Source organism: Kitasatospora sp. NPDC087314, from assembly GCF_044744365.1.
Taxonomy (GTDB): domain Bacteria; phylum Actinomycetota; class Actinomycetes; order Streptomycetales; family Streptomycetaceae; genus Kitasatospora.
In genome coordinates this window covers 26,203-50,658 of sequence record NZ_JBIUYE010000023.1, presented here as the reverse complement: position 1 = coordinate 50,658, position 24,456 = coordinate 26,203, and the positions used below count along the sequence as shown (strand labels likewise).

Below are 24,456 nucleotides of genomic sequence, written 5' to 3'. Positions count from 1 at the left end.
CCCCGGGCCAACCGGGCTCACCGGGCCCACCAGGCCCACGATTCCGGGCACCGCCGACGCACGACTGCGGGCCGGCCGCCTCAGGGCCGCTTCGGCCGGTTCTTCGTGTCCGCCGTCCGCAGCTCCCGCCCCAGCTCGGCCCGCAGCTCGTCCACCACCGGCAGCCCCCGGTAGCGCGCGGTCAGCCGGTACATCTCGCGCAGCCGGTCCCAGGTCCGGTGCGAGGAGTTCTGGCCGATCAGGTTCATCACCATCTTCGCCTGGAACTCCGCCGCGTCCGGCTCGCCGGTCAGCCAGTGCACCGAGGCCAGGGTGATCCGGTCGAACAGCGCCGAGCGCAGCTGCCCGGTGCCCTCCCGCAGGGTGATCACCCGCTCCGCGTGCCGCTGCGCCTGCGGGGCCGCCGACGGGTCGTGCTCGGCGAGCGTGCGCAGCACCAGCGCCTGCATGCCGCGCAGTTCGGCCTCGTCGAACACCTGCATCCAGGACGGCGGCGGCTCCGGCACCCCCTCGGCGAACAGCTCCTCGGCCTCCCCGAGCAGCCGCCAGGTGTCCTGGGAGTGCCCGATCGAGGCATGCGCCCAGGCCTCGACGGTGTTCAGCATCGCGCGCGTTCTCGGCAGCACCCGGCCGCCCGCCGCCTTGGCCGCCGACATCAGGTCGATCGCGTCGTCGGCCCGGCCCAGGTGGACCATCTGCCGCGCGGCCCGGGAGATCGCCTCGCCGGCCCGCGGCCGGTCGCCGGCCTCCTTGGCCGACTCCGCCGCGATCATGAAGTACCGCTGGGCGGTGGGCTCCAGGCCCACGTCGTGCGACATCCAGCCCGCCAGCACCGCCAGGTTGGCCGCGACCAGCCACAGCCGCTGCTCCACCACGGGAGCGTGCCGGTGCGTCAGCAGTCCGCCGACCTCGTTGAGTTGACCGACCACCGCCTTGCGCTGGAGTCCGCCGCCGCGCGCCGCGTCCCAGGCGCGGAACACCTGCACCGAGCGCTCCAGCGACTCCACCTCGTCGAGCCCCACCGGGCCCGCGTCGTACACGTCCACCACCGGGCGCGCCCCGCCCTGGGTGATCACCTGGCGCGGCCCGGGGACGGAGGCCGCGTACGCGACCGCGTCCCCCCCGAGCCAGCCCTTCAACGAATCGGCGATGACCGTTCCGGCCGTGAGCACGACGCCCGCGCCCACCAATCCACGTCGGTTCAGCATGAGGTCCATTCCCGTGAACTCGGTGAGGACCGCGGCCGTTCGATCCGGCGACCATGGCACTGCTGCGGACTGCGCCGCTCCGGACCTGGTGGGCCGGTGTCGTTCCAGACCGAGGTCCTCAGTGGTGACGACACGGCCGAGCCGCTCCGTGAACACGGCCGCCAGCACCCTCGGGACCGGATCGCGGGGGATCTCCCCCTGCTCGATCCAACGCCGTACCCTCGACGTGTCGGTGGACAGCTGCTGCTGACCCATCGCGGCACCCCGACGGTTGACCAGCCGCGCGAGTTCGCCCTTCGACCATCCGGTCAGGACGAACAAATCAGCGAGTCGGGTGTTGGGTTCCCTGCTCAACGAAGCCCCCAGGTTCCTCGGCTGCTTCGAGGCTAGAGGCTCCGGCAAGTGCCAGGCGAGCATTCGCCACCGTTCGCCAGGGCCCGCCAGACTACTAAGCCAGTGCGCGGTGGGTGTGTTGTAGGGGTGCGCCACCTCGCCCCCGGGTCGGGCGGCGTCCCACCAGCGTCGGGGCATTCCCCCGACCGTGGCACGGGACGCTCCCGGTCCTCACCCGAGGGGGTGGCGCGGCCGGGTGGCGCGGGGGCGCCGGGCACGGCCACGGCAGTCCGGCCGACCGTACTCCCCAGGGTGCGGAAGGCGGGAGCACTGCCGTCGACAGGGTCTTCCCGACCCCGCGTCCGTGCCCGGCGCCCGCGCACCACCCACCGCACCGAGCCAGGGTCGCCGTCACGCCAGGAAGCACGCGGCACCGGCCCTCCCCGCACCGCGGGGCGCACCCGCCGACGGACTGAAAGGGACCACCCTCACCCCATGTACTCCTCAGCGACGACCCCCACGCCCACCGCGACCCGCTCCGCGCTGCGCCCCCCCACCGCAGCCGCCGGCCGTCCCGGCCCGAAGCAGGTGCCCCCGTCGAGCCGCCCGGTGGCTCCGCACGGCACCGACGGCCGGTCCACGGACGCCCGGGTCCCGGCCGGCCGTACGGCGCTGGGGCTGCGCGGCCCCGAGTCGGCCCCGCCCGTCGGCGGCCGACTGCCGCTGGCCCGTCAGGCCGACGGCCGGGTGCTGCGCCAGCCGCACCGGCCCGGCCAGGCCGGCGGCCCCGAGCGGATCGACCCGTCGGCGCTGCAGACCCCGGCCGTACGGGCCGCGCTGGCGAGCGTCGCGCGGATATGTCCCGCGTTCACCCCGCGCCAGGTGCTGCGCGAGGGCAGCCGCCACATCCTGGTGGCGGGCACCATCGGGCGGGCCCCGGTGGTCGCCAAGTGCCTGGCGCCGCAGGCGGTGCGGAGTGGGCACTTCGAGCAGCTGGTGGCCGACTTCCACCACGAGGTCGCGGTCTACCGGGCGTTCGTCCGGCACCGCCCGCCGGTGCGGCTGCCCCGGCTGGTCGCCGCCGACCACGACCGCTGCGTGCTCGTCATGGAGCGCGTGCCCGGCCGGCCGGCCGCCCGGGAGCGCCACCCGGTCAACGCGCCCACCCCGGGCGAGGTGCGGGCGCTGCTGGGGGCCGTCCGCACGCTCAACCTGTGGCGGCCGCCGACCGACGTGTTCCAGCCGCGCATGGACTATCCGTTGGAGATCGCCCGCTACCACTCGGTGGGCCAGCTCACCGACCGGGACGCCGGCGACCTGCGCGGCCTGCTGCACGGCCTCGGCCACACCCCGCTGCAGCTCTGCCACGGCGACGCCCTGCTCAGCAACATGCTGCTGGCGCCGTCCGGCCCGGTGCTGGTCGACTGGGAGCAGGCCGGCTGGTACCTGCCCGGCTACGACCTGGCGGTGCTGTGGAGCGTGCTGTCCGGCGACACCGCGGCACGCCGCCAGATCAGCCAACTCGCCCAGAGCGGCGGCACGCTGGCCCGGGACGCGTTCCTGGTCAACCTGGTGCTGGTGCTGATGCGGGAGATCCGGCTGTACGACGTGCCGGGCGCCGGCGAGGAGCAGCGGATCATGATCCGCCGGCTCTACGACGACGCCGCGCTCGCCCGCCGAGCCGTCCGGGCCGCGGTCGGCACCCGCTGACCGGCCAAGCACTGAGGGCCCGGACAGGCCCTGGTCGCCCTACGGCCGGCCGCCGCGCTCCAGGGCGGTCCGGCCCGCGGCCTCCAGGACGGCCTCGTCCGGGGCGAGGTGCACCCGGCTGCTCAGCACGTCCCGCAGGTAGCGCTCCAGCGGGTGACGTCGGCTCAGGCCGGGATTGCCGGTGAGCGACACGGCCTGCTGGACGGCCGCCGTCGCGGCCCGGGTGGCCAGCAGGTGGGCCGGTCCGGTCCGGGCGACCGCGTCCGGCTCGCCCCGGTCCACCCGGGGGGCCAGCCCCTCGACCAGTTCCTCGGCGCCGATCAGCTGGGCCTCGATCTCGCCGAGGGCGCAGCGGTAGCGGGGCAGGGTGCCGAGCGGCTCGGTCAGATTGGCCGGAGTGCGCTGGTTGAGGAAGCGGACCAGCCAGGACTGGGCGGCGCGGGCGACCCCGATCGCCACCGCGGAGAGCGCCAGATCGTGCCAGGCGAGGGAGAGTTCGGCGGCCTCGGCCTCCGGGCCGGCGGAACCCGCCGCTCCACCGCGCGCGGTGAGGCCGAGTGCGAGATCGGCCGGTACCCGGACCTGCTCCAGCAGGACGTCGTGGCTGGCGCTGGCCCGCAGGCCGAGCTGGTCCCAGGTCGGGTCGATCTCCAGGCCCTCGCTCTCGCCGCGGACCAGGAAGGTCCCGACCCGCGGCTCCGGCTCGTCGGTCCGCGCGGTCACCGCCATCCAGGCCAGCGCCTCGGCGCCGGTGCAGTACGTCTTCCGGCCCGTCAGCAGCCAGCCGTCGCCGTCCCGTCGGGCCACCGTCTCGGGCAGCGCGCCGGGGCGGCCCCCGGGCTCCGCGCGCAGCGTGTTGACCAGGGCCGGTCCGCGCCGGGACTCGGTGAGCAGGCGCCGATAGCCGGCCGCCGGCCAGGCGGCGCGGCGGCCCTGCTCGGCGTGCTGGAGCAGCGTGAAGGCGGTGACCACGGCCACCGAGGCGTCCCCGCGCCCGAGTTGGGCCAGCACCCGGACGGTGTCGGCGAGCGTGCCGCCGGGGCCGCCGTACCGCTGGGAGACGGTCAGGGTGAGCAGGCCGGCCTCGTGCACCGCCTCGATGCCCTGGTACGGGAAGGTCGCGTCGCGGTCGTGCTCCTCGGCGCGGGCGGAGAGCAGGTCGACCACCCGGGGCAGCCCGGCGAGGGCGTCGGTGACCGCCGAGCGGTCGGGCGCGGGGTGGCCGGAAGCGGTGTGGCCGGAAGCGGTGTGGCCGGAAGCCGACGCCGCCCCGGTGGCCGAGGGCGGGGTGGCCGGGGACTCGGTGGTCCGGGACGCGGCGGACGGGCGATCCGCGGGCGAACGGTCGGCAGCGGTGGTCGTCATGGTGCTGGGGCCTCCGGGCGGCAGCGTGGGCTCGGCGAATGCGGGCGGCACGCCGGACGGGCGCGCGGTACCGGCTCGGCGGCCCCGAAGGTCGGTTCACGGCCCGCCCCCGGGTTCGGCGCCGGCCACGAACAACCGGCCGCCCGCCGCCTCGGGGACGAATCCCCTCAGTGGCCCGGACACACCGCGCTGGCGGTGCGCCGCAGGTCCAGGTAGCTGCGGCGGGTCAGCAGCGGGAGACGGCACGACATGTTCGCGACTGTACGAACCTGTGATCGAAGCCGTCAAGCAGCGTCCGGGCCCCGGTCGGGGCGCCGGTCAGCCCTGCTGGAACATGTCGGCCGGGAGCGGCTTCAACAGCTGATACAGGTCGTCCGAAATCGGTCGGTCCCAGGACGCGATGGTGACCTGGACGCCGTCGCTGCGCCCGAACTGCGCGCAGAACACCCGCTCCTCGCTGACCTTGACCTTCTTCACGATCAGCAGGTCGTCCCCGAGCATCACCGGGAAGTCCTCGGCCGAGACGAAGTCGACCGGCTCGTCGTTCTCCAGCGCCGCGAGCAGCTGCCGCACCTCGAAGGGCACGCTGTCGCCGGTCTCCCGGGCGGGCGAGCCCTCGGGGAGGTTGCCGATGAACATCGCCGGGCCTCTGCCGCCGAACAGGTCGTAGCGCAGGAAAATCCCCTGGCAGGAGCCGTCCGGGCCGGTCATCATGGCCGCACCGAAGTCGCCGGGCCAGTCACCCGGGTCCATCGCGAGCAGGTCGAAGTCCGGGCCGGCGGGCTGTCCGGAGCGACGGCGGAGAAAAGACATGGGAACATCGTACGTGTCCGGCACACCGCGCTCGCGAGGTGGGTGGGGCAGCGGCGGGAGATCGACGCTCAGAGACCAATGTTGACTCTGAGCAACCGTCCGGGCTACGTTCGGTTCTGCACGACAGCCGTTCTGGGTTTCACCCTCCGGGGGGACGGCATGTCGCAACGCGGCCCTACACGCGTTTCCCTCACTGTGCACATTGTCGTGCCGAACTGCCGAGCACCCAGCTTCGTCGTCGCACACAGCACAGCACACAAGCCAACAGTTCCATGCACCACAAGCCAGATCCGCGGGGCCCCGGCCCGTCGCTCCCGTGGATCTTGCTCGGGACGCCGCCGCGTGGGGGCGTGCGGGTCCCGAGCAAACGGTGTCGTCGTCGAGTCGCTCTCGGCGTCGACGCCAGCCTCCCGGCGACTGCCGGCCCCTCGTGGGCCGGGACCGGCCGACGCACCCCCGGTGCGCAGGGGATGACTGGGAGGATGGCCTGGCAACGCTGCCGGGCCGCACAGCAGGCGCCGTGTCTGGCCGCGTGGGGGCGGTGGGCACGGCGTCTGCCTGTGCTCATACTCTGAGCTGCGTTTGTCTAACAGTCAACAGAAATTCTGACGGGGCACGCTCAATAGATCATCAGTTGTGATGTTCGGGGCCGAAATCGACCGCGGAGCGGGCCCCGTACCGGTGGGGCCCGCTCCGCGGTCGTGCGACGACGGCTCGCGGCTCAGGTGAGGTCGAACTCGCCGTCCCGGGCGCCGAGCACGAAGGCCCGCCACTCCCCCGGCGTGAACACCAGGACCGGGCCGTCCTCCTGGCGGCCGTCCCGCATCCCGATGTACCCGTCCACGAACGCGATCTGGACATCCCCGACGCCCTGGCTGCTGCACAGCCACTTCGCCCCGGTGAAGTCCACCTTCGGCTTCCCGCTCGGCGCCAGTTCAGGCTGTGCGCCGCCCGCCTCCACGTCGATCCCGCTGTTGACTGCCACTACCCGGTCTCCTCCCGACGGCGTTCCCGGCCCAGCCTAGCCACACCCGCCCGCCCCGGTCAGCGGGTTGACGAGGACTCCATCGGCCGGGCACCGACGCCGCCGCGGGCCCGCTCGACGCGTGTCCCGCCGGTCGGAGGCCGCAGGAGCTGCCAGAGTGCATGGCAGCGTGCGGGAACGCCTCCGCCGACCGTACGCGGGCCCTCGGCGGCCCGCGCCGGCCCGTGCCGACCCCGACCGCCGCCGCCCCGCCCCGCCCACCGACCACCCGTCAACCGCCACCACCGCCCACAGGGAGCAGCCGATGAGCCGCCGGGACGGCACCCGCGCCGATGTCATCCCCATCTCCGACGCGCCCTCGGCCCACCCCCCGGCGCCCCGCACGCCACCCGCGCCCGCCACCCTGCCCCGGCCGTCCTCCGGCCGGCCCGCCGCGCACGGCCGGGTCGGGGTCGTCCTGGTGTCGCACAGCCAGGAACTGGCCACCGCCGTCCGCACCCTGGCGCTCGCACTGACCGGATCCGACGCCCCCGCCCCGATCGCCGCGACCGGCGGGGAGCCGGCCGGGCCGGGCATCAGCGCGGTGCTGGTGGCCGCCGCCACCCGCCGGGTCGACCAGGGCCACGGGGTGGTGGTGATCGCCGACCTGGGCAGCGCCGTCACCACCGTGCGCGCCCTGCTGTCCGACGCCGACGAGCACGGCCTCCCGTTCCCGGTCCGGTTCGCGAACGCGCCGTTCGTCGAGGGCGCGGTGGCCGCCGCCGCCACCGCCACCGCGGGTGGCGACCTCGCCGCCGTACTGGACGCCGCGGAGGAGGCCTACCGGCAGTACAAGGGCTGAGCGGGCCGTACCGCGGATTCCGCCCACGCGGGGTGACTGGACGGCTACCATCGGCACGGGCCCGGGCTCCCGGCCCGCCCGGGGCGGGGAGGCGAGCATGCGGACGGTCCGCCACACGGTCAGGGGCGCTCCTTGCCCTCCCAGGCGAAGACCGCCGGGCCCTCGCACTCCAGTGCGTGGCGCAGCCGCTCGTGCTCGACCTCGATCATCGGCGGCAGCCCGTCCAGCGGGAACCAGCCGACCTCCAGCGACTCGTCGTCGTTCACCCTCGCCTCGCCGCCGACCGCCCGGCAGCGGAAGGTCAGCACCAGGTACTGCGTCACGTCGCCGTTCGGGTAGGTGACCTGCGGCGAGACGGTGGCCGAGACGAGCAGCTCGGGCACGACCACCACCCCGGTCTCCTCCAGGCACTCGCGCACCACGGCGTCGGCGGGCTGCTCACCGGGGTCGAGGATGCCGCCGACCGGCGCCCACCGCCCGTCGTCGGCCCGTCGGGCCAGCAGGACCCGGTCGTGGTCGTCCAGCACGACGGCGACGACGGCGCTCAGCCAGAGCGGACGGGTGCCCACCAGGGCGCGGAGTTCGGCGAGGAACGCGGGAATGGCCATGCGTCGCAGCCTATCGAGCCACCGCGGGGCGGGGCGGCGGCGGCCCGCGAGCGCTGCTCGGGGTCATGGACGACCTCGACCTCACCGCACGAGGTCCCCCTCCGGGCGCAGCAGGGCCAGGACGGTCAGCCCGAGGATCCTCAGGTCGAGCCGGAGCGAGCGGTGCTCCACGTACCAGAGGTCGAGTTCGGCCCAGTCCGGCCGGGCCAGCGGGCGGCGGGCCTGGAGTTGGGCCCAGCCGGTCAGGCCGGGTCGGACGTCGAGCCGGCCGCGCTCGCGGCGGGAGTAGCGGACCACCTGGTCCGGGCGGGCGGGCCGGGGGCCGATCACCCCCATCTCGCCGCGGGCGACGTTCCACAGCCGGGGCAGCTCGTCCAGGCCGGTCCGGCGGAGCAGGGTGCCGAGCCGTCCGCCGCGGCCGGTCCGGAAGCGGAGGATCTGGAACTCCCGGCCGTGCCGTCCGGTCCGAGTCAGCCGCAGGAGCACCGGGCCGCCCACCGTGCAGCGGAGCAGGCCGGCGATGACCAGGGCCAGCGGGAGCGCGACGATCCCGGCCAGGGCGGCGAGGGCGAGGTCCCCGCCGCGTCTCATCTCGATCCGCTGTCCGGTTCGGACACGACGCTGCCGACCATCGCTCCCCCTCCACGGCGCCGTCGAGCCGCAAGAACGCATTCACAGTATGAGGCGCCATGGAGCCGCCGCCCGGGAATGGTGAAAGAAGTGAGCAGAAAACTGTCCGACAGGCCGAAATTCGGTCGATCTGACCAATATTGCTCGATCGGCCACCGGAATGCCGAGGGCAATCGAAGTACAGCCGTCCGGCGGGTGAGTCAGGCGGTCAGGCGTTCAGAGGGCCGCACCCCGGCGGTAGCGCAGCAGTCCGAACACGATCCGGCCGAGCAGCAGCACGCCCGCGGCGAGGCAGCCGGCCACCGCCATCGCCCAGGCCGGACCGTCACTGTCCGGAACGATCACCGCCACCACGATGCCCAGCGCCAGGCAGGCCAAGCCCACCACGGCGAGCGGGAGCTGGTGGGTGACCAGGGCTCCACCGCTCCACGCGCGGGCCATCCGGGTCGCGCCGTGCAGGTGGAATGGATCACGGTCCGCATCTGCCATGAGCCCAAGGTACCCCCGACGGCCGCCGGCGGCAGCCCGCGGGGAGTGATCCTTCGGCCACCCGGCGCGACCGGGCCGCAGACCTCGCGGCGGGCCCCGCCGAAGCCCTTCCGATCCGGCCCCGGTCGTGCATTCCGGCTCCACAATCAGTCCACGAAAAATCCTCGTCCCCCCGGTACAACCATCCGCTCGGTGCAGCGGTCTCAATGGCATTGAGCGATCCAGGAGCCGTTCGCGGGAAGGGTGCGAGCCCCCACCGCGGACCGGAATACCCAGGGGCCGGAGCCGCCGCCCCCTGGAGTCGGAGGCCGGGCTCCGTCCTCCGGCGGTACCGCCACGCCGCTCGGCGACCGAGGGGGAACCGTGCCGCAGTCCCAGTCCACCACGTCGATCTCCATGGCCCCCACCAGGCCCGCCGCGGTCGTCAGCACGCTGACGTCGGCCACCGGCCGCCGCCGCCCGCCCGCCGAGAGGGGCCGGCCCTCTCCCGAGCAGGGTCGGCCGGACGCGCGGGGCGAATGGCTGCGGTTCGCCCCCGTCCAGCCGCTGTTCCGCGCCCGCGCCGCACAGCGCCTCGCCGTGCTCGCCTACCACGGCGTCACCGACCACCGGTCCTTCGGCGCCCAGCTCGACCGGCTGCGAAGACTGGCCACCCCGGTCTCGCTCACGGCCGTCCTCCAGGCCGTCACCGAACAACGGCCCCTGCCGCCCCGCAGCGTCCTGGTCACCTTCGACGACGCCGACCGCAGCGTCCTCACCCACGCCCTGCCCGCCCTCGACGCCCGCGGCATCCCCGCCACCGCGTTCGTCATCTCCGAACTCATCGGCACCGAGCGCCCCTTCTGGTGGCACGAGGCCGACTTCCTCGCCCGGCACGGCGGCCGCGCCCGCTCGCTCGACTGCGGGCACCCCTCGCAGCTGCTCCCCCGGCTCAAGGCCATGCCCGACCCCGACCGGCGGCGCAGCCTGCACGAGCTACGGGTCAGCGCCGACCGCCGACCGCCCCGCCAGGAGCAGCTCACCCCCGCCGACCTGCTCGCCCTGCGCGACGGCGGCGTCGCCATCGGCAACCACACCCAGGGGCACCCCTGTCTCGGCCGCTGCGACGACGCCACCGTCCGGGCCGAGATCACCGGCGCCCACGAGGCCCTCACCCGCTGGCTCGGCGAACCCCCCATCGCCTTCGCCTACCCCGACGGCGGGCACGACCCGCGTGCTGAAACCGTCCTGCAGGAGCTGGGCTACCGTCTCGGCTTCCTCTCCGACCACCGGCTCGGCCCGCGCATCCCCTCGCACCCCCTCCAGATCAGCCGGCTCCAGGTCGACTCCACCACCAGCACCCGGCGCTTCGACACCATCCTCTCCGGCCTGGAACCCGCCTACCGCCGCTGGCGACGCCAGGCCGTCGCCTGACCGGCCGTGCCCGGTGCGCGGGAAGTCGACGGGGCCGACTTCCCGTACCGGCGGGCTGCGGGGGGCCAATCTGAGCCCCACGACCACCCGGGTCGAGGGGCCAAGATGCGCCCTGCAGTACCCGGTACGGCTGGTACGGCCGGTACGGGAAGTCGAGCAGGCCGACTTCCCGTACCGGCGCCGCCCGGGCGGCCCTGGGCTGGCGGTCAACAGTCAGGGGCAAAATTTGACCCAACGGCGTGCCGCACGGCCTGCGGCCGCTTCGCCCTGGCCCGACCATCGGGGATCGGGGGTAGAAGATCTTCCTGCCGCACACCCGGACGCCTCCGATGGCAGCCAGCGGGTAAAAGTTAGACCGGGCGGCAGCCCGGGCGTCGCGACGCCGCCCACCATGTGCCGGTCGGTCTTAGTCCCACGGCATCCGGGCACGACTCCTGCGCCGGCCGGAGGCGGGAGCGGTGAGCCCGGTCAGCGGGCGCCGAGAGCCGGAGCGGGCGTGGGGCCGACGGCCGCGAGCAGACCGATGCCCCGGGACCGCGGACCGCGGTGGCCCGGGCCGCCGCAGGGCTCGGCGAGCATGCCGTCGATCACCGCGAGGTACCCGGCGACGGCGCTGCCGGTCATGCCGACAGCGGGCTGCGCGTCAGGGCGGCGAGGGCCTGCCCCTCGGGGTAGCGCAGCGCGGCCGCGGGGAGGGCGGCGGGGGTGCCGGCGTGGAGCACGGTGAGGGTGCTGGCGCCGGTACGGGTGGGGTCGGCGACGCGGCGCAGGGCCTGGGCGGCGACGGCGTCGGCGGAGCCGTGCAGGGTGAGCGCCGGGGAGGCGGTGGGGGCGACGGCGGCGCGGATGCGGTCGGCGACGAGTTCGTAGTGCGTGCAGCCGAGCACGATCGCGGCGGTGCCGGCCGGTGTGCGGGCGGCGGCGGCGGCGATGGCGGCGGTGATGGCCGCGTCGTCGCCGTGCTCGACGGCGTCCGCGAGGCCGGGGCAGGCGACCTCGGTCACGTCCGCCGGGCCGCCGAAGTCGCGGATCAGGCCGCGTTGGTAGGCGCTGCCGGTGGTGGCCGGGGTGGCCCAGATGGCGACCGGGCCGCCGAGGGCGGCGGCCGGCTTGATGGCCGGGACGGTGCCGATGACGGGCAGCCCGGGCTCGAACTCGGTGCGGAGGGTGGCGAGCGCGTGCACGGAGGCGGTGTTGCAGGCGATGACCAGCGCGTCCGGTTCGAGCGCCGCGGCGGCGAGCACGCAGCCGCGGGCGAGGTCGGTGACCTCTTCGGGCGTGCGCGGCCCCCAGGGCATCGAGGCCGGGTCGGAGGAGAGCACCAGATCGGCGTCCGGGCGCACCTTCCGAAGGGCGACGGCGGCGGCCAGCAGGCCGATTCCGGAGTCCATCAGTGCGATCTTCACGGGGCAAGACTTTAGTCGATCCGCCCGATCGGGCCTGTTCTGCGGCAGACTGCCGGGGTGACCGTCCTGCTGTGGATCGCCGCGTCCTCCCTGCTGGTCTGGCTCTGGTTGGCGTGCTGCCACGGGCTGTTCTGGCGCACCGATGTGCGGCTGCCGCCGCGCCGTCCGCCGGTGCGCTGGCCGCAGGCGGCGGTGGTGGTGCCGGCCCGGGACGAGGCGCAGGTGCTGCCGGTGAGCCTGCCGACGCTGCTGGCGCAGAAGTACCCGGGGCGGGCGCGGGTGATCCTGGTCGACGACCACAGTTCGGACGGCACGGGCGCGCTGGCGGCGGAGCTGCGGACGATGGACGGGCTGGAGCTGACCGTCACCACGCCTCCCCCGCTGCCGCCGGGATGGACGGGCAAGCTGTGGGCGCTGCGGCACGGGGTGGAGCTGGCCGGTCCGGACGTCGAGTACCTGCTGCTGACGGACGCGGACATCGCGCACGGGCCGGACTCGCTCGCGGAGCTGGTGGCGGCGGCGGAGTCCAACGGGCTGGACCTGGTGTCGCAGATGGCCCGGCTGCGGGTGGAGACCGGCTGGGAGCGGCTGATCGTGCCGGCCTTCGTCTACTTCTTCGCGCAGCTGTACCCGTTCCGCCGGAGCAACCGGCCCGGTGGCCGGACGGCGGCCGCGGCGGGCGGCTGTTCGCTGGTGCGGCGGGAGGCGCTGGAGCGGGCGGGCGGGGTGGCCGCGATCCGGGGCGCGGTGATCGACGACGTCTCGCTGGCCCGGGCGGTGAAGTCCTCGGGCGGGCGGACCTGGCTGGGGCTGGCCGGGGAGGTGGACAGCGTCCGTCCGTACCCGCGGCTGGAGCAGTTGTGGCGGATGGTGTCGCGCAGCGCGTACGCCCAGTTGCGGCATTCGCCGCTGCTGCTGCTCGGGACGGTGCTGGGGCTGGCGCTGGTGTACCTGGTGCCGGCGGTGACGACGGTGGCCGGACTGGTCGCGGGGGTGCCCGCGCCGGCGGCGGTGGGCGGGGCGGCCTGGGCGCTGATGGCGGGCACCTACCTGCCGATGGTGCGGTACTACCGGCAGCCCGCGCCGGCCGTGCTGCTGCTGCCCTTCACGGCCGGGCTGTACCTGCTGATGACGGTGGACTCGGCGGTGCAGCACTGGCGCGGCCGGGGTGCGGCGTGGAAGGGCCGGACGTACTCGCGGGCGTGAGGGTCCCGGGCCCGGAAGCCCCGATTCGCGGGCGTGGCAGGCCTGGTGGCTCCATACTGCTCGGATGGACCGACAGCTGATCTCCCGCCTCGCCCATGCCCACCACCCGATCGCCGCGCCGCTCACGGACGAGTCGGTGGCCCGGCTGCTGGACCGCGCGACCGCCGGGACGGACACCGGCCTCGCGCTGGACCTCGGCTGCGGCGAAGGGGCGTGGCTGGTCCGGGCGCTGGCGGCGCGCCCGCACTGGCGGGCGGTGGGGGTGGACCTCGACGCAGCCGCGCTGACCCTGGCCAGGGAGTCGGCCGAGGCGCTCGGGGTGGTCCGCCGGATCGGCCTGCACCACGTGGACGCCCGGGAGTTCAGCTCCGCCGAGCCCTTCGACCTGGTGCTGTGCGTGGGCGCCACCCACGCCTTCGGCGGGCTGCTGCCCACGCTGGCGGCGGCCCGCGAGCACCTGGCCCCGGGCGGCCGGGTGCTGGTCGGCGAGGGCTTCTGGGAGCGGGAGCCGTCCCAGGCCGCGCTGGACGGGCTGGGCGTGGCCCGGGACGACTACGCGGACCTGGCGACCACCACGGACCGGGTGCTGGCGGAGGGCTGGACGCCGGTGTCCGGGTACGTGAGCAGCCCGCAGGAGTGGGACGACTACGAGTTCGCCTGGACGGGCACGCTGGCCGAGTGGGCGTTGGACCACCCGGACCACCCGGACGCGGCGCCCGCCCGGGAGGCGGCGGACCGGCACCGGCGGGAATGGCTGCACGGCTACCGGGGGACGTTCGGCTTCGTCACGTACCTGCTGCGCCGGGACTGAACCACCGGCCGGAGCACGCCACTTCTGTGTGCGGCGCGCTCCGGCCGGTGCGCACGACCGACGGGCAGGACCGACGCCAGGCACCGCCCAGGCGGGCGGCGGGCGTCAGTTCCCGCGCAGCTGCTCCTGCTGGACCAGGTAGTCCAGCACCTCGGGCATCTCCTCGACGCCGCCGGCCTTGGTCGGCGAGGTCCGGTACTCGCCCTGGACGACCACCGTCGGCAGCTCGTTGACGCCGTAGCGGACGAACTCGGCGGCGGCCTCGTCGACCGACCGCGCCACGTCGGGGGAACGGTACGCCTGACGGAAGAGCTGGGCGTCCGCGCCGTGTCGCACCGCCCAGTCGGTCGCGGTGGCCTCGGTGGTGAGGTCGGCCTTCTCGGTGTGCACCGAGCGGAAGGCGCTGGTCTGCAGGCGCTCGACCAGGCCCAGGCGCTCCAGCGTAAAGTACAGGCGTGCGTGGCCGCGCTGCACGCCCTCATCCCGGCTGGTGGGCCAGATCGCCGGGACACGCCGCAGGGCGACGTCCGCACGGTGCTTCGAGGCCCAGGCCTGCAGGGGCTGTTCGAGTTGCTGGGAGTGACCGCAGTCGTACCAGAAGAACTCGACCGCCTCGGTACGGGTGCTCTCGCGCACCGGCTGGGGATGGTCGAGCTTGACGAACTGGGCGCCCTCGGCCGGGGATTGGTGGGTCACCGCGCCGGCCTGGACGGGGGATACGGCGATCCCGGCGGCGACGACGAACAGGACGGCGGAGCGCAGCAGCGACTTCGAGTTCACACCGGGCAGTGTGCTGGTGACGGTTTGCTACCGTCGAGTCGGCCCGAGCGGGCAGGCTCGGATTCGCCCGATCGGCGCAGCCCGGGCCGGCGGGCCCGTCACGGGCCGGGGCGCGCCCCCGCCCCGCTGCCCGCCCACACCTCGGCGACCAGCCGCTGCCAGGCGTCCACCACGGCGCCGAGTTCGAAGTGCTCCAGCGCGTGCGCCCGGGCGGCCGCGCCGAGGCCCGCGCGGTTGCACGCCAGCACCTTGGCCAGCGCCTCGGCGAGGGCGAGCGGGTCCCCCGGCGCGACGAGCGCGCCGGTGGCGCCGTCCCGGACCACCTCGCGCACCCACCCGACGTCGGTGGCGACGGCGGGCACGCCGGCCAGGGCCGCCTCGATCAGCGCGCCGGGCACGCCCTCGCTGTCGCTGGTGAGCAGCAGCGCGTCGGCGGCCCGGTAGAGCGGCGCCGGGTCGGGCAGGGCGCCGAGGAAGTGCGCGCGGGCGGCGGCCGGGTGGCGGGCCAGCGTCTCGCGCAGCGGGCCGTCCCCGGCGACGGCGAGTCGGACGTCGGGCAGGCGGTCGAGCACGTCGAGGGCGAGGTCGAGCCGCTTCTCGGGGGCGATCGCGCCGATCCAGGCGACCAGCAGCACGTCCGCGGGCAGGCCGAGCGCGTGCCGGGCGGCGCGCCGGTCGGCCCGGCCGTCGGCGGGCGGATAGCTCTCGGCGGCGCGGGAGTTGGGGATCACGTGCACCTTGCCGTCGGGCAGCCGGAACTGCCCCTCCAGGACGGTGCGGGCCTCGGTGGTGAGCGTGGTGACGGCGGCCGCGCGGTGCATCAGCGCGCCGCCGCGCACCCGGCGCAGTCGGTTCGCGGTCCAGTAGCGGGGGTGGCCGACGGAGACGTAGACGAAGGGGGTACGGGTGCCGGCCAGGGCCAGGGCGCAGGCCGCCAGGGTGTCCGAACCGTGGGCGAGCACCACGTCGGCGGCGCGGGCGGTGGCGCGCAGCGCCCGCAGGGTGCCGGGGTGCAGGCGGCCGGAGCCGAGGACGGCGGCGGCCCGCAGGCCCGCCGCGTCGGCGCACGCGTCGGGGGGCGCGTCGTACGCGTCGGGGCGTAAGTCGTGCGCGGTGGGGTGGGCGCCGTGCGCCCCGGTGCACTCCCCGGTGCAGGCCTCGGTCCGTGGCCCGGGGAGGGCCGGCCCGGCGGGCCGCGGAGCCGGGTGCGGGGCGAGGGCGCACAGGGCGGAGGCCTGGCCCCGGCGGCGCAGTTCCCGGTGGAGGTCACGGGCGAAGTTCTGGGCGCCGCCGCGACGTGGCTCACTGATCAGGTGCAGGACGCGGGGGCGGGTTCCGGCCGGGTCGGCCGACGTATCGTCGGGCATGGACCGACCTTGGCACAGTGCTCCGCGCCGTACAGCCCCTTCGCGCAACCTGGTGGTGGTCCGTGCGACCACGCGAATACACCTGGTGTGCGCGGGTCGGCCGCGGCCGCGCGCCGGTTGCCCCCGTCCTGCGCCCTGTCCCGCCCCCTCCCGCCCTGTCGCACCCCGTCTCGCCCCCGCTCGCCTCGCCGCACCCCCCACTCGCCCCGCCCCGCCCCGCGGTCCGCCCCCGGCCGCCGCCCGGGGTCCGCGGGCGAACCGCTGGCGGGCCCGCCGACCACCTGCGATGCTGATCACCAGTCAGGGGGCGTCCGGCACGGGAGAACGGACGCGCCCGCAGCGGGCGGGGGTGGCCGGTGCAGGTGCTTCTGGTGGTCGACAGCGTGAACCGGATCGGCGGGGCGGAGCGCGCCCTGGTCGCGATGGCCCCCCAACTGGTCCGGGCCGGCGTCACGTTGGACGTCGCCTACCTGTACGACTCCCCCGGCGGCTGGCAGCCGGAACTGACCGCGGCGGGCGCCGCCGTGTTCGGGATCGGCCGGCCCACCCGGGCCGGGACGGCCGCCGCGCTGCGCCGGCTGATCCGCGAACGCCGGCCCGACCTCGTCCACACCGCCCGCCCCGCCTCGGACGTGCTCGGCCGGGCGGCCGCCCTCGCCGCCCGCACCCCGGTGGTCTCCAGCCTGCTCGACCCGGCCTACGGACCGGAGCAGTCGGCCGCGCACGGCGCGAGCCCCTGGCGGATGCGCACCGCGCAGGCCCTGGACGCGGCCACCGCCCAGGGCGCCCGCCGCTTCCACGCACTCACCCGGCACGTCGCCACCACGATGGCGCGGCGGCTGCGGGTCCCCCGCCGGCGGATCGACGTGGTGCCGCGCGGGCTCGACCCGGAGCTGCTGGGCACGGCCACCCCGGAGCGGCGGGCCGCCGTACGCGGTGCGCTGGAGCTGGCGCCGGACGTGCCGGTGGTGCTGGCCGCCGGCTGCCAGCAGTACCGGAAGGGCCTGGACGTCCTGCTGGCGGCCTGGCCGGCGGTCCGGCGCGCACAGCCGGGGGCCGTGCTGCTGCTGGCCGGCGAGGCGGGCCCGCAGAGCGGGCGGCTGCGGGCGCTCGCCGAGTCCGCCGGGAGCGTCCGCCTGCTCGGGCGGCGCGAGGACGTGGCCGACCTGATGGCCGCCGCCGACGCGGTCGCCGTACCGTCCCGCTGGGCCGGCCAGGGCGGCACCGCGATCGAGGCGATGGGCGTCGGGGTACCGCTGGTCTGCACGGACGTGCCGGCGCTGCGCGAGACGGTCGGTTCGGAGGACTACGCCCGGCTGGTGGCGCCGGAGCGGCCGGCCGAACTCGCGGCGGCGGTCCTCGACACGCTGGACGACCGGGCGGCGGCGCGGGTGCGGGCGAAGGCCGCGCGGGCGCGCTTCCTGACCTCGTTCACGCTGCCTCAGGTGTCCGCGCACATGGTCGAGTTCTACGAGCGAGCGTTGCGGGTGCGGCCGCTCTGACCCTCCCGGGGTTCCCGCCGGGGGTACTGCCGGAGCGCGTACGGCAGCCGGATCGACCCGTACGCGGAGCGTCCGGGCGCCGCCCGGACCTGCCGGTACGGCCCGGGGCCGGTTACGCGGATCGGGTGAACGCGGTTGGACCTCGGCCCGGCCCGGTCGGCAGGATGTCCGGCCGGGGCGCCCGTCGCGCTGCCTCATCTCCCCCTCCCCCGTACGGATTTGGAGTCACCCGGTGTTCAAGGGATTCCGCAGCTTCCTGCTGCGCGGAAACGTGGTGGACCTCGCAGTCGGCATCGTGATCGGCGCGGCCTTCACCGCGGTGGTCACCGGGTTCGTCAGCGCCTTCCTCACCCCGCTCATCGGGGTCGCCACCGGCGCCGTCGGCGACTTCACCCAGAAGACCTTCGAGGTGGCCGGCACCCGGTTCCCGTACGGGGTCTTCGTCAACGCACTGATCGGGTTCGTGCTGATCGCCGCGGTGATCTACTTCGCCGTGGTGCTGCCGGTCGGCAAGCTGCAGGCGCGCTTCGAGTCGGCCAAGCCGGCGCCGGTCGCGAAGGTCGACTGCCCGGAGTGCCTGAGCTCGATCCCGGCCGCGGCGCGCCGCTGCTCCTTCTGCACCTCGGAGGTCTCCAGCCGGCCCGCCCTCCCCGCGCAGACGCAGGCGCTGCAGGCGCACTGACCGCAGGCACCACACCCGGCGCCGCGGGCACCACACCCGACGCCGCAAGCACCGCGGACGCACTGGTCGCCGTCCTCCACGGCCGCTGACAGGGACTTTATTCCCGAAACATTCACGAGCCTCCGCCGCACCCTCGGCGGGGGCTCGAATGCGCCGGCGCACGCCCTGTCCGCAAAAGTTTCTCCGCCGGGTCCCGAACCGTCCACCGCCCGGTCACCGCAAGGGTTCGCGACGCCACCGTCCGGGCACTGTTCGATCACTGACGGCGCGCCAAGGTTGTCCGGAACTGAACGCCGGTATGTCCGTTCTTCCTACTTTCGAAACCTTTGTGCGAGCGAAGACTGTGTAAACACTCGAACTGCTCCCCCTCCCGCTCTCCTCAGCAGGCTCGTTGTGGGCTTACCGTATGCCCCATGACCTCGCCCCGCTCCTACGACGGAGTCGGCTACCCCTCTCCGTCCTTCTCCTCCGGCACGCCGATTTACGACAGCCTCGTGGCTGAGCGCGGCGTCCCCCAGATCGCACCCATCAACGTGCCGGCGGCCCTGCCGCCGGCCCTGTCGTCCGGTTACGGGGCCACCGCCGGCCCGTCCTACGAGAACCGGTACGGCAACGGGTACGAGAGTGCCGGCAGCAACCTCCCCGCGCTGCCGCCCGCCCGCCTCGCCCTGGGCCCCGGCCCGAGCAGCGGTCCCTCCGCCGGTCCCGCCACGGCGTACATCCCCGCCCAGCCCGCACCGGCGTACGCCTCCGCGCCGCAGCCGCCCGTCCCCGGCTACGGCGGCCCCCAGCCGTACCAGCGACCGCAGCCCGCCGCACCGGCCTTCGCCCAGACCGCCAGCGGCGGCTACCAGCCGACCGGCGGCCAGAGCTTCGGCGGCCAGAACACCTTCATCGGCGGCCAGGGCGGCCAGCAGTCCTTCGGCGCGCAGCCGATCGGCGGACCGGGCGCGTTCGGCCCCGGGCAGCCGGGCGGCCAGCCGCAGGGCGGACCGCAGAGCTTCGGCGGCCAGCAGTCCTTCGGCGGCCCGAACCCGGCCGGCCCCGGATACCAGGGCCAGGGCGGCGAACAGGGCTTCGGCGGCGCCCAGCTGCGCCCGGCCATGGCGCCGGCCCGCCCGACGCAGCCGCAGCGCCCGGGCCCGTACGGCGAGCCCGGCCAGTACCAGGGCGGCGGCTACCAGCCGCAGGGCCAGGGCTACTGAGCCGCTGACACCCCAGGGCCGACCCCACCCGGCCCGCACCCGCACCACCTGAGCACCACCCGGCGCGCTCCTCGCGCCGGGCGTACGGAGAACGGGTCATCCACGGACCGCCCGGAACGCCCCCCACGGCGTCCCGGGCGGTCCGTGCGCGTACGGGGGCCTGCGGACCGCCGGGGCCGGGCTGGCAGGATGGGGGAATGCAGCTCACCGGACTCCACGTCTACCCCGTCAAGTCCATGTACCGCCTGGGCCCGGACACCGCCACCGTCGAGCCCTGGGGCCTGGCCGGAGACCGGCGCTGGATGCTCGCCGACGACACCGGGCGCTTCGTCAGCCAACGCGAGAACGCCGCCCTCGGCCAGATCCGGGCCGGGCTGCTCCCCGACGGCGCGCTCTCCCTCACCGCCCCCGGCGGCTCCCGGATCGAGGTCCCCGCGCCCGCCGTCGCCGCCGGCGACCCGCTCGCCGAGGTCGAGGTCTGGGGCACCCGCTTCCGCGCCGCCGAGGCCGCCAAGGACGCGCACCGGTGGATCGCCGAACACCTCGGCGACTACCGTCTGGTGCACCTGGACGACCCGCGTGCCCGGCCGGTCGACCCCGACTACTCCGAGCCCGGCAGCACGGTCTCGATGGCCGACGGCTTCCCGCTGCTGCTCACCACCACCGCTTCGCTGGACCGGCTGAACGAGCTGATCGCCGCCGAGCACCCGGACGGCCACGAGACCCTGCCGATGGAGCGCTTCCGCCCCAACGCCGTGGTGGGCGGCGCCGAGCCGTGGGCCGAGGACGGCTGGCGCCGGATCCGGATCGGCGACCTCACCTTCAAGGTGGTCAAGCCCTGCGGCCGCTGTGTCGTCACCACCACCGACCAGGAGAGCGGCGAGCGGCGCGGCCCCGAGCCGCTGCGCACCCTGGCCCGGCACCACCGGCTGCTGAAGAAGGCCGCGTTCGGCCAGAACCTGATCCCCGAACGGCCGGCCGGCGTCACCGGCGACGTGCTCGGCACGCTGCGCGTCGGCGACGAGGTCGAGGTGCTGGAGGACGGGGCGCAGTGGCCGGCCGACGCGCGGGGGTGAACCGGCGGCGCGCCGGTCCACCGGCGCCCGGCGCCCGCCTAGGAACCACAGCTGTGCGCGCTCGTTGAAACATGTGGTCGGAACCTGTGGCGAAGGCGCGAGCCCCCGGTGCCCGCGCGACCGCGGCCGACCGGACCACCCAGGCAGGCGCGCTACGGTGGGCGGGCCGACCGCGCGCCCCGCGGGTACGGCCCGTTGAACGCCGGCTCGACGAAGGTGGGGACGACAGACCGTCATGGCAGAGCACAGGGTCCGGGTCACCCAGGACAGCGCATCCCGCTGGCGTCGCCGCGCGGGCGAGTACGACACCCTCGCGGAGGCCCTCGCGGCCGCCGAACCGGGCGACACCGTGACCGTCCGGCCGGGGACGTTCCGGGAGAACGTGCTGCTGGACAAGCCGGTGACGATCGTCCCGGCCCATGGCCCGGGCACCGTCCGGATCGACCCGCCGTCCGGGGTGGCGCTGACCGTCACCGCCGACGCGACCGTCCGCGACCTCGTCGTCGAGGGCGGCGACAGCTCCACCCCGGCCGTCCTGATCACCGGGCCGCAGGTGGCGCCCGCGCTCAGCGGCTGCCGGATCGAGACCCGCTCCGCGACCGGCGTCGAGATCACCGACGGCGCCCGGCCGACCCTGCGCGGCTGCGTCGTCGCCAACCCGGCCGGGCTCGGGCTGCGCCTGCGCGGCCAGGGCACCGCCGCCGCCTTCGAGGACTGCGAGGTCGCCGCCGCGGGCCAGGCCGGACTCGCCGTCCTCGGCGGCGCCACCGCCGCCCTCGAACGCTGCCGGGTGCACCATGCCGCCGGCGCCGGCGTCCTGCTCTCCGACCCGGGAAGCGCCGCCGAACTGACCGGCTGCGAGATCTACGAGATCCGCGGCAGCGGCGTCCAGGCCGAGGCGCAGGCGGGCGGGCGGCTCGTCGACTGCGAGATCCACCGGGTCACCGGCAACGGCCTGACCCTGGACGGCGAGGCCGAACTCGTCCTCACCGGCTGCCGGGTGCACGACCTGCCGGAGAACGGCGCCGACCTGCGCGGCCGCTCCCGGCTCAGCCTCGCCAACAGCACCGTCCGGGACTTCGGGCGCGGGGCGCTCTCGGTCTGGGACCAGGGCACCGAGGCCGTCGCCGAGTCCTGCCAGATCCACGGCTCCACCGGCGAGTACCCGGCTCTGTGGGTCAGCGACGGCGCCCGGCTCACCCTCACCGACTGCTCGCTGTACGACCTGCCCGACGCGCTGTTCGTCCTGGACCGGGACTCCGCCGCCACCGCCGCCGACTGCTCCTTCAGCCGGATCCGCAGCTCGGCGGTCTCGGTCAGCGGCGGCGCGGCGGTGACCCTCACCGGCTGCCGGGTCCAGGAGGCCGGCACCGGCCTGTGGTTCCGCGACCACGGGAGCAGCGGGCTGCTCACCGACTGCGAGATCTCCGACGTGGCCACCGGGGTGATCGTCACCAAGGGCGCCGACCCGGTGCTGCGCGACTGCACCGTCCGGGCCAGCACCGACGCCGGGGTGTACGTCTCGGCGCAGGGGCGGGGCACCTTCGAGGACTGCCGGGTCTCGCACGGCAAGGGCTTCGGCTTCCACATCATCGACGGCTGCCGCACCCAGCTGACCCGCTGCCGGGCCGAGCAGAACGAGCGGGCCGGCTTCGAGTTCTCCGAGCCCGGGCCGGTCGCGCAGGGCTGCACCTCGGACGACGTCGGCCCGCCCTCCGGACCGCCCTCCGGCGCGGCCGAGCTGCCGGCCCCACGCGCCGCCCAACTGGCCTCCGCCACGACCCCGTCGGCCGTGGCGACCGCGACCGCGCCGGCCGCCGCACCGGTGATCTCCCCGATCCCGGACTGCCGACCCGCCGACGAGGCGCTCGCCGAGCTGGACGCGCTGGTCGGGCTCGCCACGGTCAAGCAGGAGGTGCGCACGCTCATCGACCTGATCTCGGTCGGCAAGCGCCGCCGCCAGGCCGGGCTCAAGGCGCCCTCGCTGCGCCGGCACCTGGTCTTCACCGGCGCACCCGGCACGGGCAAGACCACCGTCGCCCGGCTCTACGGCGAGATCCTCGCCGCGCTCGGGGTGCTCCAGCGCGGACACCTGGTCGAGGTGGCCCGGGTCGACCTGGTCGGTGAACACATCGGCTCCACCGCGATCCGCACCGCCGCCGCCTTCGACCGGGCGCGCGGCGGGGTGCTCTTCATCGACGAGGCGTACGCGCTCGCCCCCGAGGACGGCGCGCGCGACTTCGGGCGGGAGGCCATCGACACCCTGGTCAAGCTGATGGAGGACCACCGGGACGAGGTGGTCGTCATCGTGGCCGGCTACACCGCCGAGATGGAACGCTTCCTCTCCGCCAACCCCGGCGTGTCGTCCCGCTTCTCACGCACCATCACCTTTTCCGACTACACGGCAGAGGAGCTGCTGGAGATCGCCCGGTCCCAGTGCGCCGAGCACGAGTACGCGCTCGCCGAGGCGACCGAGGGCGTGCTGCTCGACCACTTCGCCCGGATGGAGCGCGGCCCCAACTTCGGCAACGGGCGTACCGCGCGGCAGGTCTTCGAGACCATGGTCGAGCGGCACGCGATGCGGGTCGCCCACCTCGCGGACCCCTCCACCGAGGAGCTCCAGCTCCTCGTCCCGGCCGACCTCCCGACCGCGCCACTGCCCTGACCTGCCTACCTGCCCCGCGGCGGCACGGGCGTTGGGATGGGCATGGGCATGCCTCCGGCAGGCGCGGCGGGCGGCCTGCCGTTACCCGGCCGGGCTGGGCGAGGGCAGGCGGACGGCCGCGGGCTGCTGCTCGCAGAGCACCACAACCCTGCCGTCCCGGTAGACTCCTGACGGATGGTCAACCGGCCTGTGGCGTCAGCCCGTCCAGACGCCGCCGGCGAGGAAGGACTCCAACGCGGCCCGGTACGGCGCGATGTCGATCCGCTCGCCGGCCAGCCAGTCGTCCGAGTAGTACTTGTCCAGGTAGCGGTCGCCCGGGTCGCAGATCAGGCCGACCACGCTGCCCCGCTCCCCCGCCGCCCGCATCTCGGCGACGATCTTCAGCGCGCTCCACAGCCCCGTCCCGGTGGACGCCCCCGCCTTCTTGCCGAGCACCTGCTCCAGCACCCGTACGGCGGCGATCGAGGCGGCGTCCGGCACCTTCATCATCCGGTCGATCGCCCCCGGGACGAAGCTCGGCTCCATCCGGGGCCGTCCGATGCCCTCGATCCGCGAGCCCCGCTCGCAGACGGCCTCCGGATCGTGGTGCACCCAGCCGTCGAAGAAGCAGGAGTTCTCCGGGTCCGCGACGCAGATCCGGGTGTCGTACTGCATGTAGTGCACGTACCGGGCGATGGTCGCCGAGGTGCCGCCCGTACCGGCGGTGGCGACGATCCAGGTCGGCTCGGGGTGCGGCTCCAGGCGCAGTTGGGCGAAGACCGACTCGGCGATGTTGTTGTTGCCGCGCCAGTCGGTGGCCCGCTCGGCGTAGGTGAACTGGTCCATGTAGTGCCCGCCGGTGTTCGCGGCGAGCCGGGCGGAGGCCTCGTACACCTCGTCCGGGCGGTCGACGAGGTGGCACTCGCCGCCGTGGAACTCGATCAGGTCGATCTTGGCCTGGCTGGTGCTCTTGGCCATGACGGCGATGAACGGCACCCCGACGAGCTGCGCGAAGTACGCCTCGGAGACGGCGGTGGAGCCGCTGGAGGCCTCGATCACCGGCTTGCCGGGGCGGATCCAGCCGTTGCAGAGCCCGTAGAGGAAGAGCGAGCGGGCGAGGCGGTGCTTGAGCGAGCCGGTCGGGTGGGTGGACTCGTCCTTGAGGTAGAGGTCGATCCCCCACTCGGTCGGCAGCGGGAAGCGCAGCAGGTGGGTGTCGGCGGAGCGGTTGGCGTCGGCCTGGACCTTGCGCACCGCCTCCTTGAGCCAGTCGCGGTACTGCTGATCGGTCCGGTCGACGTCGACGGTCGGCTCGACGTCGTATGTCCTGTCCGGCTGGGTGCTCATGGCCACTCTCCCTCGTCACAACCCCCACTGCTCAC

General features: G+C 75.1%; 22 protein-coding genes. 10 read left to right on the top strand and 12 right to left on the bottom strand.

The window, feature by feature from the left end; genetic code table 11:
• Positions 1 to 80 precede the first annotated feature (80 nt).
• On the bottom strand, positions 81 to 1,562 hold the full coding sequence (locus ACIO5E_RS36800) for a hypothetical protein (RefSeq protein ID WP_400676467.1): 1,482 nt from the start codon (positions 1,560 to 1,562) through the stop codon (positions 81 to 83).
• Between the two features lie 474 nt (positions 1,563 to 2,036).
• Here ACIO5E_RS36800 and ACIO5E_RS36795 point away from each other — a divergent pair, with 474 nt between their 5' ends.
• Complete coding sequence (locus ACIO5E_RS36795; protein WP_400676465.1) at positions 2,037 to 3,251, top strand: phosphotransferase; 1,215 nt, start codon at positions 2,037 to 2,039, stop codon at positions 3,249 to 3,251.
• A gap of 39 nt (positions 3,252 to 3,290) precedes the next feature.
• On the opposite strand, the gene ACIO5E_RS36790 is transcribed toward ACIO5E_RS36795, so the two are convergent.
• The 3 genes from ACIO5E_RS36790 to ACIO5E_RS36780 all read right to left on the bottom strand — a co-directional run bounded on the left by ACIO5E_RS36790 (position 3,291) and on the right by ACIO5E_RS36780 (position 6,414).
• Entirely contained in the window at positions 3,291 to 4,616 is a 1,326-nt protein-coding gene (locus ACIO5E_RS36790; protein ID WP_400676463.1) for an acyl-CoA dehydrogenase family protein, read from the bottom strand.
• A gap of 318 nt (positions 4,617 to 4,934) precedes the next feature.
• Positions 4,935 to 5,429, bottom strand: a complete 495-nt coding sequence (locus tag ACIO5E_RS36785) for a hypothetical protein (protein WP_400676461.1) — start codon at positions 5,427 to 5,429, stop codon at positions 4,935 to 4,937.
• A 721-nt stretch (positions 5,430 to 6,150) separates the two neighbouring features.
• Entirely contained in the window at positions 6,151 to 6,414 is a 264-nt protein-coding gene (locus tag ACIO5E_RS36780) for a DUF397 domain-containing protein (protein ID WP_400676459.1), read from the bottom strand.
• Positions 6,415 to 6,718: 304 nt separating this feature from the next.
• On the opposite strand from ACIO5E_RS36780, the gene ACIO5E_RS36775 reads away from it, so the two are divergent.
• Complete coding sequence (locus tag ACIO5E_RS36775; RefSeq protein ID WP_400676457.1) at positions 6,719 to 7,255, top strand: PTS-dependent dihydroxyacetone kinase phosphotransferase subunit DhaM; 537 nt, start codon at positions 6,719 to 6,721, stop codon at positions 7,253 to 7,255.
• Positions 7,256 to 7,374: 119 nt separating this feature from the next.
• On the opposite strand, the gene ACIO5E_RS36770 is transcribed toward ACIO5E_RS36775, so the two are convergent.
• The 3 genes from ACIO5E_RS36770 to ACIO5E_RS36760 form a co-directional block, all read right to left on the bottom strand.
• Positions 7,375 to 7,863, bottom strand: coding sequence for an NUDIX domain-containing protein (locus ACIO5E_RS36770; RefSeq protein ID WP_280685276.1), 489 nt, complete (start codon positions 7,861 to 7,863; stop codon positions 7,375 to 7,377).
• Between the two features lie 81 nt (positions 7,864 to 7,944).
• Complete coding sequence (locus tag ACIO5E_RS36765) at positions 7,945 to 8,454, bottom strand: sugar transferase (protein ID WP_400676454.1); 510 nt, start codon at positions 8,452 to 8,454, stop codon at positions 7,945 to 7,947.
• A gap of 255 nt (positions 8,455 to 8,709) precedes the next feature.
• A complete protein-coding gene (locus ACIO5E_RS36760; protein WP_400676452.1) occupies positions 8,710 to 8,982 on the bottom strand; it encodes a hypothetical protein in 273 nt (90 codons plus the stop codon).
• Positions 8,983 to 9,345: 363 nt separating this feature from the next.
• Between ACIO5E_RS36760 and ACIO5E_RS36755 the strand changes: the two genes are divergently transcribed.
• Positions 9,346 to 10,395: a polysaccharide deacetylase family protein gene (locus ACIO5E_RS36755; protein WP_400676450.1), complete on the top strand. Its 1,050-nt coding sequence runs from the start codon at positions 9,346 to 9,348 to the stop codon at positions 10,393 to 10,395.
• A gap of 468 nt (positions 10,396 to 10,863) precedes the next feature.
• On the opposite strand, the gene ACIO5E_RS36750 is transcribed toward ACIO5E_RS36755, so the two are convergent.
• Positions 10,864 to 11,019: a hypothetical protein gene (locus tag ACIO5E_RS36750; protein ID WP_400676448.1), complete on the bottom strand. Its 156-nt coding sequence runs from the start codon at positions 11,017 to 11,019 to the stop codon at positions 10,864 to 10,866.
• Entirely contained in the window at positions 11,016 to 11,801 is a 786-nt protein-coding gene (locus ACIO5E_RS36745; protein WP_400676446.1) for a glutamate racemase, read from the bottom strand. The genes ACIO5E_RS36750 and ACIO5E_RS36745 overlap by 4 nt, the downstream gene beginning before the upstream one ends.
• A gap of 66 nt (positions 11,802 to 11,867) precedes the next feature.
• Between ACIO5E_RS36745 and ACIO5E_RS36740 the strand changes: the two genes are divergently transcribed.
• A complete protein-coding gene (locus ACIO5E_RS36740) occupies positions 11,868 to 13,007 on the top strand; it encodes a glycosyltransferase (RefSeq protein WP_400676514.1) in 1,140 nt (379 codons plus the stop codon).
• Between the two features lie 64 nt (positions 13,008 to 13,071).
• Positions 13,072 to 13,818, top strand: coding sequence for an SAM-dependent methyltransferase (locus tag ACIO5E_RS36735; protein ID WP_400676444.1), 747 nt, complete (start codon positions 13,072 to 13,074; stop codon positions 13,816 to 13,818).
• Between the two features lie 105 nt (positions 13,819 to 13,923).
• On the opposite strand, the gene ACIO5E_RS36730 is transcribed toward ACIO5E_RS36735, so the two are convergent.
• Both ACIO5E_RS36730 and ACIO5E_RS36725 read right to left on the bottom strand, forming a co-directional pair.
• Positions 13,924 to 14,598 carry a thiol:disulfide interchange protein DsbA/DsbL gene (locus tag ACIO5E_RS36730; protein ID WP_400676442.1) on the bottom strand — a complete coding sequence of 225 codons (675 nt, stop codon included), beginning with the start codon at positions 14,596 to 14,598 and terminating at the stop codon, positions 13,924 to 13,926.
• 98 nt (positions 14,599 to 14,696) lie between these two features.
• Positions 14,697 to 15,965, bottom strand: a complete 1,269-nt coding sequence (locus ACIO5E_RS36725) for a glycosyltransferase family 4 protein (protein WP_400676440.1) — start codon at positions 15,963 to 15,965, stop codon at positions 14,697 to 14,699.
• A 371-nt stretch (positions 15,966 to 16,336) separates the two neighbouring features.
• On the opposite strand from ACIO5E_RS36725, the gene ACIO5E_RS36720 reads away from it, so the two are divergent.
• The 5 genes from ACIO5E_RS36720 (at position 16,337) to ACIO5E_RS36700 (ending at position 23,095) form a co-directional block, all read left to right on the top strand.
• Positions 16,337 to 17,467, top strand: a complete 1,131-nt coding sequence (locus tag ACIO5E_RS36720; protein WP_400676438.1) for a glycosyltransferase family 4 protein — start codon at positions 16,337 to 16,339, stop codon at positions 17,465 to 17,467.
• 232 nt (positions 17,468 to 17,699) lie between these two features.
• Positions 17,700 to 18,149, top strand: coding sequence for a large conductance mechanosensitive channel protein MscL (gene mscL, locus ACIO5E_RS36715; protein ID WP_400676436.1), 450 nt, complete (start codon positions 17,700 to 17,702; stop codon positions 18,147 to 18,149).
• Between the two features lie 413 nt (positions 18,150 to 18,562).
• The gene (locus ACIO5E_RS36710) at positions 18,563 to 19,354 is read left to right on the top strand and encodes a hypothetical protein (RefSeq protein ID WP_400676434.1); all 792 of its coding nucleotides are present in this window, start codon (positions 18,563 to 18,565) and stop codon (positions 19,352 to 19,354) included.
• Positions 19,355 to 19,551: 197 nt separating this feature from the next.
• The gene (locus tag ACIO5E_RS36705) at positions 19,552 to 20,430 is read left to right on the top strand and encodes an MOSC domain-containing protein (RefSeq protein WP_400676433.1); all 879 of its coding nucleotides are present in this window, start codon (positions 19,552 to 19,554) and stop codon (positions 20,428 to 20,430) included.
• Positions 20,431 to 20,665: 235 nt separating this feature from the next.
• A complete protein-coding gene (locus ACIO5E_RS36700) occupies positions 20,666 to 23,095 on the top strand; it encodes a right-handed parallel beta-helix repeat-containing protein (RefSeq protein WP_400676431.1) in 2,430 nt (809 codons plus the stop codon).
• A gap of 195 nt (positions 23,096 to 23,290) precedes the next feature.
• Here ACIO5E_RS36700 and ACIO5E_RS36695 read toward each other — a convergent pair whose 3' ends face one another.
• Positions 23,291 to 24,421 carry a PLP-dependent cysteine synthase family protein gene (locus ACIO5E_RS36695; RefSeq protein WP_400676429.1) on the bottom strand — a complete coding sequence of 377 codons (1,131 nt, stop codon included), beginning with the start codon at positions 24,419 to 24,421 and terminating at the stop codon, positions 23,291 to 23,293.
• Between the last annotated feature and the right edge of the window lie 35 nt (positions 24,422 to 24,456).